Annotated in this window: 16 protein-coding genes; 8 read left to right on the plus strand and 8 right to left on the minus strand. The window is 73.1% G+C overall.

Annotation, left to right across the window (positions count from 1 at the left end; translation table 11 throughout):
• Positions 1-50: 50 nt before the first annotated feature.
• The 4 genes from V6U88_RS20115 to V6U88_RS20130 all read left to right on the plus strand — a co-directional run bounded on the left by V6U88_RS20115 (position 51) and on the right by V6U88_RS20130 (position 4385).
• The gene (locus V6U88_RS20115) at positions 51-881 is read left to right on the plus strand and encodes an alpha/beta fold hydrolase (RefSeq protein WP_334455119.1); all 831 of its coding nucleotides are present in this window, start codon (positions 51-53) and stop codon (positions 879-881) included.
• Between the two features lie 60 nt (positions 882-941).
• On the plus strand, positions 942-1691 hold the full coding sequence (locus tag V6U88_RS20120) for an SIS domain-containing protein (protein ID WP_334455120.1): 750 nt from the start codon (positions 942-944) through the stop codon (positions 1689-1691).
• A gap of 90 nt (positions 1692-1781) precedes the next feature.
• Positions 1782-2282 (plus strand): DUF6328 family protein, encoded by a 501-nt coding sequence (locus tag V6U88_RS20125; RefSeq protein ID WP_334455122.1) that lies wholly within the window; start codon positions 1782-1784, stop codon positions 2280-2282.
• 129 nt (positions 2283-2411) lie between these two features.
• On the plus strand, positions 2412-4385 hold the full coding sequence (locus V6U88_RS20130) for an acyl-CoA dehydrogenase family protein (protein WP_334455125.1): 1974 nt from the start codon (positions 2412-2414) through the stop codon (positions 4383-4385).
• A 24-nt stretch (positions 4386-4409) separates the two neighbouring features.
• Here V6U88_RS20130 and V6U88_RS20135 read toward each other — a convergent pair whose 3' ends face one another.
• From V6U88_RS20135 to V6U88_RS20170, 8 genes are all read right to left on the minus strand, one after another.
• Positions 4410-4577, minus strand: a complete 168-nt coding sequence (locus tag V6U88_RS20135) for a hypothetical protein (RefSeq protein ID WP_280838084.1) — start codon at positions 4575-4577, stop codon at positions 4410-4412.
• 9 nt (positions 4578-4586) lie between these two features.
• A complete protein-coding gene (locus V6U88_RS20140; RefSeq protein ID WP_334455130.1) occupies positions 4587-5192 on the minus strand; it encodes a hypothetical protein in 606 nt (201 codons plus the stop codon).
• A 53-nt stretch (positions 5193-5245) separates the two neighbouring features.
• Positions 5246-5638, minus strand: coding sequence for a Fur family transcriptional regulator (locus V6U88_RS20145; RefSeq protein WP_334455132.1), 393 nt, complete (start codon positions 5636-5638; stop codon positions 5246-5248).
• Between the two features lie 73 nt (positions 5639-5711).
• A complete protein-coding gene (locus V6U88_RS20150) occupies positions 5712-6011 on the minus strand; it encodes an ArsR/SmtB family transcription factor (RefSeq protein ID WP_334455133.1) in 300 nt (99 codons plus the stop codon).
• A gap of 43 nt (positions 6012-6054) precedes the next feature.
• The gene (locus V6U88_RS20155; RefSeq protein ID WP_334455134.1) at positions 6055-6921 is read right to left on the minus strand and encodes a metal ABC transporter permease; all 867 of its coding nucleotides are present in this window, start codon (positions 6919-6921) and stop codon (positions 6055-6057) included.
• Positions 6922-6923: 2 nt separating this feature from the next.
• A complete protein-coding gene (locus tag V6U88_RS20160) occupies positions 6924-7685 on the minus strand; it encodes a metal ABC transporter ATP-binding protein (protein ID WP_334455137.1) in 762 nt (253 codons plus the stop codon).
• Positions 7682-8626 carry a metal ABC transporter substrate-binding protein gene (locus V6U88_RS20165; RefSeq protein WP_334455140.1) on the minus strand — a complete coding sequence of 315 codons (945 nt, stop codon included), beginning with the start codon at positions 8624-8626 and terminating at the stop codon, positions 7682-7684. The genes V6U88_RS20160 and V6U88_RS20165 overlap by 4 nt, the downstream gene beginning before the upstream one ends.
• 54 nt (positions 8627-8680) lie before the next feature.
• Complete coding sequence (locus tag V6U88_RS20170; RefSeq protein WP_334455142.1) at positions 8681-8938, minus strand: DUF6703 family protein; 258 nt, start codon at positions 8936-8938, stop codon at positions 8681-8683.
• 27 nt (positions 8939-8965) lie between these two features.
• Between V6U88_RS20170 and V6U88_RS20175 the strand changes: the two genes are divergently transcribed.
• From V6U88_RS20175 to V6U88_RS20190, 4 genes are all read left to right on the plus strand, one after another.
• The gene (locus V6U88_RS20175) at positions 8966-9307 is read left to right on the plus strand and encodes an antibiotic biosynthesis monooxygenase family protein (protein ID WP_334455144.1); all 342 of its coding nucleotides are present in this window, start codon (positions 8966-8968) and stop codon (positions 9305-9307) included.
• A gap of 105 nt (positions 9308-9412) precedes the next feature.
• Positions 9413-9886 (plus strand): Rv0361 family membrane protein, encoded by a 474-nt coding sequence (locus V6U88_RS20180; protein ID WP_334455219.1) that lies wholly within the window; start codon positions 9413-9415, stop codon positions 9884-9886.
• 114 nt (positions 9887-10000) lie between these two features.
• Positions 10001-11380: a glycine--tRNA ligase gene (locus V6U88_RS20185; RefSeq protein WP_334455146.1), complete on the plus strand. Its 1380-nt coding sequence runs from the start codon at positions 10001-10003 to the stop codon at positions 11378-11380.
• A 151-nt stretch (positions 11381-11531) separates the two neighbouring features.
• The gene (locus V6U88_RS20190) at positions 11532-12362 is read left to right on the plus strand and encodes a hypothetical protein (RefSeq protein ID WP_334455148.1); all 831 of its coding nucleotides are present in this window, start codon (positions 11532-11534) and stop codon (positions 12360-12362) included.
• Positions 12363-12422: the final 60 nt, after the last annotated feature.

Below are 12422 nucleotides of genomic sequence, written 5' to 3' on the forward strand. Positions count from 1 at the left end.
GCCACCGTCGGCCCGGGTGCGCGACCGCCCGCCTGGGTAGGCTGCCGATCATGCGGGTCGAGGCGCGAGGGCTGACGTTCGAGGTACGCACCGGCGGCCCGGAGGGCGGTGATCCCGTCCTCCTGCTGCACGGTTTTCCGCAGCACGGTGGCGAGTGGGACGAGGTGGTGCCGGCGCTGCACGCCGCCGGCCTGCGCACGTACGCGCCGGACCAGCGGGGCTACTCGCCGGGCGCCCGGCCGGCCGAGGTGGCCGCCTACCGGATCCCGGAGCTGGTCGCGGACGCGGTGGCGCTGCTCGACGCGCTGGGGGTGGAGGCGGCCCACGTGGTGGGGCACGACTGGGGCGCGGCCGTCGCCTGGCGACTCGCCGCGCAGCACCCGGACCGGGTCCGCACGCTGACCGCCGTCTCCGTGCCGCATCCGGCCGCGATGTCGTACGCGTTGGGCAACGACCGTCGGCAGAAGGCGCGCTCGTCGTACATGCTGCTGTTCCGCCAGGCGGGCCTGGCCGAGAAGGTGCTGCTGGCCCTCGACGCGGCCGTCCTGCGCCGGATGCTCTCACCGGTGGGCGACGCCGGGCGGGTGGCCCGGTACGCCGAGCCGCTGCGCGAGCCGGGCGCGCTGACCGGCGCGCTGAACTGGTACCGGGCCATGTCCCGGGCCGACCTGGCGCAGACCGGACCGGTCGCGGTGCCGACCACCTTCGTCTGGAGCGACAAGGACGTCGCGATCGGCCGGACCGCCGCCGAGGCCTGCGCCGGCCACGTGACCGGGCCGTACCGGTTCGTCGTGCTCCCCGGCGTCACCCACTGGATCCCCGACGAGGCGCCGGCCCCGCTGGCCGAGGCGATCCTGGCCCGAGTACGCGGCCTGGCCTGAGCCCCCTGGCGGGCCGACCCGGCGAACGACGAGCAGGACGAGGAACGGACGGAGGAACGCATGACGGTGAGCGCCGAGGCATACCTGACGGTGGTGACCGAGACGATCGGTCGGGTGGCGGCGAGCCAGCGGGAGGCGGTGGGCCGGGCGGCCGACCTGATCGCCGAGGCGCTGCGCGCCGACGGGGTGGTGCACGCCTTCGGCACCGGCCACTCCGAGGCGCTGGCGATGGAGATCGCCGGCCGGGCCGGTGGGCTGGTGCCGACCAACCGGATCGCGCTGCGTGACCTCGTGCTGGTCGGCGGTGAGCCGGCGAGCATCCTCGGGCCGCACCTGGAGCGCGATCCCGCCGTGGCGCACCGGCTCTACGAGCTGGCCCCAGTCCGTCCGTCGGACATCTTCGTGCTCGCCTCCAACTCCGGCGTCAACGGCGCGATGGTGGAGTTCGCCTCCCTGGTCGTCGAGCGCGGGCACCGGCTGGTGGCGATCACCTCGGCGGAGCACTCCGGACGGATGGCCTCGCGCCACCCGTCCGGCCGCAAGCTCGCCGACTTCGCCGACGTGGTGCTCGACAACGGCGCCCCGTACGGTGACGCCACCCTGCCGCTGCCGGACGGCGGCGCGGTGGGCGCGGTCTCCTCGATCACGGCGGCGCTGCTGGCCCAGCAGATCGTGGCCGAGACGGTGGCCCGGCTGATCGCGGCGGGGGAGCGGCCCCCGGTCTACCTGTCGGCCAACATCACCGGCGGTGACGAGCACAACGCCGCGCTGGAGGCCCGGTACGCCGGCCGCATCCGCAGGGGATCATGAACTGGTTTCGCGCGCCTCCGGTTCGGGCATTGGCGTTGCTGCCGGCGGGGTGAGCCCCGTCGGCAGTACCGTCTCTTCCGGAGGTAGCGCGTGTCGAAGGAATCCGAGAAGCAGCGCTGGCAGCGCAACTTCGCCGATCTGCTCCAGGAGCTGCGGGTCGCGCAGACCGGGGTGCAGATCCTTTTCGCGTTCCTGCTCACCCTGCCCTTCAGCAACGGCTTCACCCGGACCAGCGGTTTCCAGAAGGACGTCTACATCATCGCGCTGCTGTCGGCGGCCGCCGCGACCGCGCTGATCATCTCGCCGGTCGCCTTCCACCGTGCGCTGTTCCGCCAGGGCCGCAAGCCGGAGCTGGTGCGCTTCGCGCACCGGATGGCCAGCGCCGGCCTCGCCTTCATGCTGATCTCGATGGTCAGCGCGGTGCTGCTGATTACCGACTTCGTCCTCAGCCGGCCGATCGCGTTCCTGCTCAGCGCGCTCACCGCGCTGTGGTTCCTGACCTTCTGGATGATCCTGCCGTTCGCCCGGCGCAACTGGGGCGAGGACGACGTCGACGACGATGACGAGCCGCAGATGGTGACCGGCGGCTAACCCCTGCGCGCCGGTCACCGGCCGGAAAATCGGACGTGCACGCAACGCTACCCCTGGGTAACACCCGGGGGTAGCGTTGCTCGTGTCGAGCACGTTGACGCATCCGGACCGAGGTTCGAGGGGGCAGCCGTGACCACGACGCACAACAGCCGACCCGCCGGGGACGGCGCCGGACCACTGCCGGCCGAGGCGGGCCAGGTCTCCGAGAAGGAGGCCCGACAGGTCGCCGAGGCGGCCCGGGAGACCGCCTGGGACCGGCCCAGCTTCGGCAAGGAACTCTTCCTCGGCCGGTTCCGGCTCGACCTGATCCACCCCTGGCCCCGCTCCGACCCGGAGGACGACGCGCGCGCCGAGCGCTTCCTCGGTGAGCTCGGGGCGTACCTGCGGTCCGAGGTGGACGGGGCCGCCATCGAGCGCGACGCGTCCATCCCGGACGAGGTCTTCCAGGGGCTCGCCCGCCTCGGCGCGTTCGGCATGAAGATCGACCGGAAGTACGGCGGCCTCGGGCTGAGCAACCTGCACTACTGCCGGGCGTTGATGCTGGCCGGCTCGGTCAGCCCGGCGATCGGCGCGCTGCTCTCCGCCCACCAGTCGATCGGCGTGCCGCAGCCGCTGAAGATGTTCGGCACCGACGAGCAGAAGCAGCGCTTCCTGCCCCGGCTCGCCGCCGGCGAGGTCTCCGCGTTCCTGCTCACCGAGCCGGACGTCGGCTCCGACCCGGCCCGGCTGGGCACCACCGCCGAGCCGACCGCGGACGGGACGGGCTACCGGCTCAACGGGGTGAAGCTCTGGGCCACCAACGGCACGGTGGCCACCCTGCTGGTGGTGATGGCGCGGGTGCCGGCCGGCGAGGGGCGACGCGGCGGCATCACCGCGTTCGTGGTCGACGGCGACAGCGAGGGCATCACCGTCGAGCGGCGCAACGCCTTCCTCGGCCTGCGCGGCCTGGAGAACAGCGTCACCCGCTTCCACGACGTCTTCGTGCCCCGGGAGAACGTCATCGGCGGCGAGGGCAAGGGGTTGAAGATCGCCCTGACCACGCTGAACACCGGCCGGCTGTCGCTGCCGGCGATGTGCGTCGGCGCGGGCAAGTGGTCGCTGAACGTGGCCCGGGAGTGGGCCGCCGGCCGGGTGCAGTGGGGCCGGGCGGTCGGCGAGCACGAGGCGGTCGCCCAGAAGCTCTCCTTCATCGCCGCCACCACGTACGGCATGGAGACGATGCTCGACCTCTGCTGCCTGCTCGCCGACGACGACCGCAACGACATCCGGATCGAGGCGGCCCTGGTCAAGCTCTACGCCAGCGAGATGGCCTGGAAGATCGCCGACGAGCTGATCCAGATCCGGGGCGGGCGCGGGTACGAGACGGCCGACTCGCTGGCCGCCCGGGGCGAACGCCCGGCCGCGGTCGAGCAGTTGCTGCGGGACCTGCGGATCAACCGGATCTTCGAGGGCTCCACCGAGATCATGCACCTGCTCATCGCCCGGGAGGCGGTCGACGCGCACCTTTCGGTGGCCGGCGACATCATCGATCCGGACGCCGGCCTCGGGCGCAAGGCGAAGGCGGGAGCGCGGGCCGGGGCCTTCTACGCCCGGTGGTTGCCCACCCTGGCCGTGGGCAAGGGGCAGACCCCGAACGCGTACGGCGAGTTCGGCCCGCTCGCCGGCCACCTGCGGCAGGTGGAGCGGTACTCCCGCAAGCTGGCCCGCTCGACGTTCTACGCGATGTCCCGCTGGCAGGGGAAGATGGAACGCAAGCAGGCGTTCCTCGGCCGGGTGGTGGACATCGGCGCGGAGCTGTTCGCGATGTCCGCGGTCTGCGTGCGGGCGTACGCGGAGCGGGACAACCGCCCGGAGAACGTCGAGCTGGCGGACCTGTTCTGCCGGCAGGCGCGGGTCCGGGTGGAGCAGCTGTTCACCGCGCTGTGGGAGAACACCGACTCCGTCGACGTGGCGGCGGCGAAGCGGATCCTCGCCGGCCGGTACGCCGCCCTGGAGGAGGGGGTACTCACCCCGCCGGCGGACGCCCCCTGGGTGGCGCACTGGTCACCCGGCCCGTCGACCACGCCGGACGTCCGCCGCCGCATCCCCCGGCAGGGCGGCTGAGCAGGGGCTGGGCCGTCGCTCCCGTCAGCGGGCGACGGCCCAGGCCAGCACGGCCGCGAGGATCAGCCCGTTGAGCAGAGCGAGCACCAGGTACGCCTGCGGCGGGATCTTGCGACCCTTCCGGACGAAGCTCACCAGGACGGCGGCGTACCCGAGCAGCAGCACGGCGACGACGATCAGGAAGTACAGCACCGCCACACCCTAGCGGCCGCTGCGCAGGCCGAGTCGGCGCAGCTCCAGCGCGGCGAGCGCGTCGACGGTGGCGTCGTCGCCCCGCCGCCACGCCTCGGCCACGTCCGGATCGATCTTCGTCAGCTTGCGCAGCGGCTGCCCGGCGAGCGCCCGCAGCGCCAGCAGGTCCCGTCCGGCCGGGGCGTCGGCGAGCGCTTTCGCCGAGGCGGCCCGGCGCATCCAGCGCAGCCGCAGCGGCAGCCAGCCGAAGAGCACCAGACCGAGCGGGAAGATCAGCACGGCGATGGCGAGCGCCAGGGCGAGCTGGCCGACCAGCTCCTGCTGGTCCCGGCCGGCGTCGGCGACCGCGCGGGCCGCCTCGGCCGCGCGCTCGAACGGCGCGGTCAGCTCGTCGCCGACCAGCGGCACCCGGCCGACCTTGCCGCCGGCGTCGGCCAGGTTGTCGGCGAGGCCACCGCCGGCCCCCTCCAGCTTCCGCCCGGGTACGGCGAGCTTCTGCACCAGGTCGTACACCCACTGGGCGAAGCGGATCGCCGCGTACACCCAGACGACGACGAGCAGGTCGGTGAGGAGCTGACGGAGGGCGACGGGGAAGCGATCTGCGTAGATCTTCACGCCGGACAGCGTGCCACGGCGCCGCGCGACGGGCACCCCCTGAAACACCGGCGTCAGCCGGCGCACCCCGGGCAGGTGCCGAAGATCTCCAGGGTGTGGCTGACGTCGGCGTACCCGTGCTGGGCGGCGACCCGCTCGGCCCAGCTCTCCACCGCCGGCCCGGCCACCTCGACGGTGCGGCCGCAGGCCCGGCAGACCAGGTGGTGGTGGTGCCCCTCGCTGCACCGGCGGTAGAGGTGCTCCCCGCCGGGCGGGCGCATCACGTCGATCTCACCGGCGTCGGCGAGGCCCTGCAGGGTGCGGTAGACGGTGGTCAGCCCGACCCGTTCGCCCCGGTCGCGGAGCATCGCGTGCAGGTCCTGCGCGCTGTGGAAGCCCTCCACCTCGGCGAGCAGGGCACTCACCGCCGTGCGCTGCCGCGTGTTGCGTAGCGTCCCCTCGCTCATGCCGCCGCCCTGCGGTCGGCAACCTCATGAGGCTCGGCCGCGCTGTGCCCGATGATTCGCTCGCTGCCCTCGCTCATGATCCCTCCCCGGCGTGGCTCACCGCGTCCGCCACGATGTGCGCGACGTGCTCGTCGACCAGGGTGTACGCGATCTCGCGGCCGCGCCGCGAGCCGCGGACCACCCCCGCGCCGCGCAGCACCCGCAGGTGCTGGGAGACCAGGGGCTGCGGGGCGCCGAGCTTCTCGACCAGCTCGTGCACACACCGCTCACCCTGCGCCAGCTCGCTCACGATCGCCAGCCGGATCGGGGCGGAGAGGGCACGGAGCAGGTCCCCCGCGCCCTCGTAGGCCTCGTAGCCGTTCGTGCTGGTCACCCTGCAACGGTAACCAACACCACCGACAGGTGCCGGGGCAGCGTCACCGCAGCACGACCTCGTGCGGTTCGGGCGCCGGCGTACCGGCCGGGGTGGCCCGCCGGCGCAGCCGCCGCCAGCCGGCGGCGGCGAGCGCGACCACCAGGAACGAGGCGATCGCCAGCAGCACCACCGACGCCCCCGGGGCGGTGTCGGCGGTGGCCGCCACCCAGACCCCGGAGCCGGCCGCGAAGAGGCCGAGCGCCATGGCCGCCGTCATGGTGCTGCGGAAACCCCGGGTGACCTGCTGCGCGGTGGCCACCGGCACCACCATCAGGGCACTGATCAGCAGCACCCCGACCGCCCGCATGGCGATGGTGACGGTGACCGCGGTGGCCACGGCGAGCAGCAGGTTCAGGGTCCGGACGGGCAGCCCGGAGACCCGGGCGTACTCCTCGTCGTGGCAGACCGCGAAGAGCGCCGGGCGCAGCGCCAGCATGGTGACGCCGACGGCCACGCCGAGCACCGCGATGGTGATGAGGTCCTGCGGCGAGATGGTGGTCAGCGAGCCGAAGAGGTACGCGTTGAGGTTGGCGCTGGTGGCGTCGGAGAGCCCGACGAGCATCACCCCGCCGGCGATGCCGCCGTAGAAGAGCAGCGCCAGCGCCAGGTCGCCGGAGGTGCGCCCGCGGGCCCGGACCAGCTCGATGGTGATCGCGCCGAGGGTCGCCACGATCACCGCCACCAGCACGGGGGAGCGGTTGAGCAGCAGCCCGGCGCCGACCCCGGTCAGCGCCACGTGGCCGATGCCGTCGCCGATCAGGGTCAGCCGCCGCTGCACCAGGTAGATGCCGAGCGCCGGGGCGGCCAGGCCGATGATCAGGGCGCCGATCAGCGCGCGCTGCATGTACGGGTACTGGAAGAGTTCCATGGTCAGCTGCTCCAGAGCCCGGCGGGCTCGTCGGGACCGTGCGGGTGCACGTGGTCGTGGTCGGGCTCCGCGTGGTGGCCGGCGGGCTCGGGCACCGGGCCGTCGTGGCAGATCCCACCCTCGTGCACGACCACCGCCCGGCTGATCAGCGGGCGCAGCGGCCCCAGCTCGTGGGCGACGAGCAGCACGGTGCCGCCGTCGGCGACGAAGTCGCGCAGCGCGGTGGCGAACGCCTCCTGGCTGGCCGCGTCGACCCCGGCGGTCGGCTCGTCGAGCACCAGCAGCTCCGGCCGGCCGGCGAGGGCCCGGGCGATCAGGGTGCGCTGCTGCTGGCCGCCGGAGAGGGTGGCGACCGGGTCGGCGGTCCGGTCGGCGAGCCCGACCGCGCGCAGCGCCGCCTCGACCGCCTCCCGGTCGGCGCGCCCCGGCGGGCGGAGCACGCCCCGGCGGGCCAGCCGGCCGGAGGCGACCACCTCACCGACCGTGGCCGGTACGCCGCCGCCGGCCCCGAGCCGCTGCGGGACGTACCCGATGCGCCGCCACTGCCGGAACCGGCGCAGCGGGGTGCCGAACAGTTCGACGGCGCCGGCGGTCAGGGGGACCAGTCCGAGCGCGGCGCGGATCAGGGTGGACTTGCCGGAGCCGTTGGCGCCCAGGACGGCGACCACCTCGCCGGCGGTGACGGTGAGCGAGACGTCCCGCAGCACGGGCCGGCCGTCGTAGCCGACCACCCCGTGCGTGACGCTGATGACAGGTGCGGTCACGAGCAGCTCAACGCCGTCCGCAGGGTCTGCAGGTTGGTACGCATCACCGAAAGGTAGTCCCCGCCGGAGTCGCTCGACAGCCCTTCGATCGGGTCCAGCACCGCGGTCTTCGCGCCGACCTCCGCGGCGATGGTCTCGGCGACCTTCGGGCTGACCAGGGTCTCGAAGAAGATCGTGGTGGCCCGGTGCTCGCGGGCCTCGGCGGCGACCTCGGCCAGGCGCTGCGGGGAGGGCTCGGTGTCGGGGGTGAGGCCGGTGATGCCGACCTGCTCCAGCCGGTAGCGCTCGGCGAGGTAGCCGAAGGCGGTGTGGCTCACCACGATCTCCCGCCGCTGGCAGGTCTTCAGCCCGGCGGTGAACTCGGCGTCGAGGGCCGCCAGCTCGCCGCGGAGCGCCCCGGCCCGGGCGGTGTAGTCGGCGGCCCGGTCCGGGTCGGCCCGGCCGAGCCGCTGGGCGAGCTGGTCGCCGACGGCGGCCAGCCGGGTCGGGTCGAGCCAGAGGTGGGGGTCCAGCGCGCCGGTCTTCTCCTCGGCGTGACCGGCCTCACCCTCGTGCTCGTGGCCGCCGGCCGCGGCGGTCAGCAGCGGCTGCACGGTCGTCACGTCGAAGGCGCGGTCGGCGGCGTTCTGGTCCACCGCCTCGTCCACGTTCGGCTGGAAGCCCTTGAGGTAGACGATCAGCTCCGCCTCGTTGATCTGCCCGACCTGGCGCGGGTTGAGCTCCAGGTCGTGCGGCTCGGCGCCCGGCTTGGCCAGGTTGGCGACCGTGACCGCGTCGCCGCCGATCCGCTCGGCGAGGAACTGCAACGGGTAGAAGGCGGCCACCACGTCGACCCGCTGCGGGTCGGCGCCCGCCCCGCCGGGCGAGCAGGCGGCGGCGCCGCCGAGAGCGAGCAGGGCGGTGACGGCGGCCAGGGCGCGCGGAGCGGAGCGGATGTTCATGTCATGAACTGTCCGTGACAACGGAAATGATTGTCAAAAACGCATGAGTGCATGTCAGAGCAGCTTGCCCAGCGCGACCGCGACCAGCAGGGTCAGCATCACCAGCCGGATCATCCGGGTCTGCGGCGCCTGCACCGGCCAGGTGGTCGCCAGCAGCCAGGTCAGCCCCGCGGCGAGGGCGAGCAGCAGCACCCCGCCCACCGGCCCGGGCGCGAAGAGCGCCACCAGCACCACCACCAGCGTGGCGAGGAACACCGACGTCGGGTTGGCCCGGGCCAGCCGGACCAGCAGGGGGCTCTGCGTACGCTGCATCCCACAGACTCTACGAGGAGGACGCCGGTGCTGGTGACCAACCGGTTCGTGGTCGAGGTCGAAGTCGCCGACGACTTCGTCGCCCGGGCGCACGCCGCCCTCGCCGCGCTCGCCGCCCGCCCCGGCTACCTGCGCGGCGAACTGCTGCGCGCCCTCGACGACCCGGCCCACTGGTGCCTGGCCACCGAGTGGGAGTCGGTCGGGGCGTACCGGCGGGCGCTGGGCGGGTTCGACGTCAAGATCGCCGCAGTGCCGCTGCTGGCCGAGTCGCTCGACGAGCCGTCCGCGTACGAGACGCTGGCCAGCGCCGCCCCCGACGGCGAGGTGGTGGTGGCCACCAGTGATCGGGCCGCGAGCCCGCACCGCTGAGGCGGCGGGCACTACCCTGCACTCATGACCGCACCCGGCCCGGCAGCCCCACCGCCGTACCCCGCGACGCCCGGCGGGGACGGCAACCCGCCGGCCGACCCGGGGGTGCCCGCCCCGCCGCCCGGCCCGGGAGTGGCCCCGCCGTTCGCGGCGCCGCCCACCGAGGGCGGCCGCAAGCGGCTCTGGCTGGGCCTCGGCGTCGGAGCGCTCGCCGTGCTGATCTGCTGCGGCGGGGGCGGGGCGGCCCTGGTCGGGCTGACCGTCAGCAACGTCCAGGCGATCGAGGAGCAGGGGCACGCGGTCACCGACGCCTACTACCAGGCCCTGGTGCGCAAGGAGTACGGCGCGGCGTACGACAAGCTCTGCGACGACGCGCAGCAACGCGAGTCCCGGGCGGAGTTCGCCGAGCGGGTCGCCGACGAGCCGGCGGTCGCCACCTACCGGGTGGGTGACGTCGACCCCAACGCGCTGACCGTGCCGGTGGACGTCACCTTCACCGGCGGCTTCCAGGACACCCAGCAGGTGACCCTCGCGCCGGACCAGCAGACCGGTGGCATGGAGGTCTGCGGGGTCAACTGACCCGTCCGGAGTATTCTGCTGGGCTCGGGACGCCGCTGGTCGTACCGTTGTCCCGAACTGTTCGTTCCGTCCACATCACGTCCCCGCCGACCGCCAGCCGGCGTAGGAGGAAACATGCCAGCCGACCGTATCGACGCCGTCGTCAGCCTCGCCAAGCGTCGAGGCTTCGTCTTCCCCTCCAGCGAGATCTACGGGGGCACCCGGTCGGCGTGGGACTACGGTCCGCTCGGCGTGGAGCTCAAGGAGAACGTCCGCCGGCAGTGGTGGAAGACCATGGTCCAGCAGCGTGACGACGTCGTCGGCCTGGACTCCGCGGTCATCCTGGCCCGCAAGGTGTGGGAGGCCTCCGGCCACATCGCCGAGTTCGTCGACCCGCTCACCGAGTGCCAGTCCTGCCACAAGCGGTTCCGCGCCGACCACCTCGAAGAGGCGTACGCCGAGAAGCACGGCAAGCCGCTGACCTCGCTGTCCGAGCTGAACTGCCCGAACTGCGGCAACAAGGGCACCTTCACCGAGCCGAAGATGTTCAACGGCCTGATGAAGACCTACCTCGGCCCGGTGGAGAGCGACGAGGGCCTGCACTACCTGCGCCCGGAGACCGCCCAGGGCATCTTCGTCAACTACAAGAACGTGGAGACGGTCGCCCGCAAGAAGCCGCCGTTCGGCATCGCGCAGACCGGCAAGTCGTTCCGCAACGAGATCACCCCGGGCAACTTCATCTTCCGCACCCGCGAGTTCGAGCAGATGGAGATGGAGTTCTTCGTCGAGCCGGGCTCCGACGAGCAGTGGCACGAGTACTGGCTCCAGGAGCGCTGGAACTGGTACCTCGACCTGGGCCTGTCGGCGGACAACCTGCGCCTGTACGAGCACCCCAAGGAGAAGCTCTCCCACTACTCGAAGCGCACCGTCGACATCGAGTACCGGTTCCAGTTCGGCGGCTCCGAGTTCGCCGAGCTGGAGGGCATCGCCAACCGGACCGACTTCGACCTCTCCACGCACAGCAAGCACTCCGGCGTCGACCTCTCCTACTTCGACCAGACCAAGGGCGAGCGCTGGATGCCGTACGTCATCGAGCCGGCCGCCGGCCTCACCCGCGCGGTGCTGGCGTTCCTGCTCGAGGCGTACGACGAGGACGAGGCGCCGAACACCAAGGGCGGCGTGGACAAGCGCACCGTGATGCGCTTCGACCCGCGGCTGGCGCCGGTCAAGGTGGCGGTGCTGCCGCTGTCCCGCAACGAGGCGCTCTCGCCGAAGGCGAAGGGCCTCGCCGCGCAGCTGCGCAAGCGCTGGGTGGTCGAGTTCGACGACTCGCAGGCGATCGGCCGCCGCTACCGCCGCCAGGACGAGATCGGCACCCCGTTCTGCGTGACCGTCGACTTCGACACCCTCGACGACGACGCGGTGACCGTGCGGAACCGGGACACCATGGCCCAGGAACGGGTCGCCCTGGACCAGGTCGAGCGCTACCTGATCGAGCGCCTGCCCGGCTGCTGAACCGGCACCCGACGGCCCCGTCCCCACCCAGGGGGCGGGGCCGTCGGCGTCGGTGGCCCAACGGCCGGCGGTTGCGCCCGCCCGGTGGTTGAGCCGGGCATGATCTCGTGCGAGCATTCCCGGCGTTGAATCTCATCACGGGGGTGTGTGCATGACGCGCGCGTCGCAACAGGACAACGACCACGACCCGAAGCGGCGCCGCCTGCTGCGCCGCGCCGCCACGGTCGCCGCCACCACGGCCGGCGCCGGTGTCGCCGCCGCGGTCGGCATGCCCAGTGCGGCCCAGGCGGCCCCGGGCGACAACCTGATCATGGGTACGACGAACGACGCCGGCCCGGCGACCACGACGCTGACGTCGTCCGTCGGCTCGGCGCTCAGCGCGCAGGCGGGCGGTGGCGTGCCGCTGCGGCTGGTGCCGAGCTCGGGTCTCTACCCGAACGTGCTCGACTCCGAGGCCGGCACCCTGGCGGTCGACGACCAGGGCGACCTCTTCATCCGGGCGGGCACCGACGCCAACCCCACCAACGGCTGGGCGTGGACCAGTGAGTGGGCCACCACCTCGGTCGCCGTGCCGCCGACCCGGATCCTCGACACCCGTGACGCCAACCTGCGGCGCAACATCGTCTCCGGCTCGCTGGACTCGCTCGGTCGGCTTCAGCCCGGCGTGCCGATCGTGCTCGCCCTCGACTCGTACGTCCGCGACGGCTACGCCATCAAGGGCAACGTCACGGTCGTCGGGATGACCGGCGCCGGTGTGCTCACCGTCTGGGGCAGCGGCACCAAGCCCACCGCGTCCACGGTCAACTGGGCGGCCGCCGGCACGATCCTGTCCAACTTCCTCTTCACCGAGCTGGGCGCGGTCGAGGCGTACCGCAGCGTGCTGACCCTCCAGGCCACCTCGTCGCCGACCCACGCGATCGTCGACATGACCAGCCTGCTGGTCGGCCACCCGAGCCAGGTGCTGCTCGGCGGTGGGGCGTAGGTGGCCCGGCCGTTCCCGGCCCGCCTCGACAGCCGTCCGTCGCAGACCGTCAACCCATCC

Origin of the sequence: Micromonospora sp. CPCC 205739, from assembly GCF_036906795.1 — a bacterium.
Taxonomy (GTDB): Bacteria; Actinomycetota; Actinomycetes; order Mycobacteriales; family Micromonosporaceae; genus Micromonospora.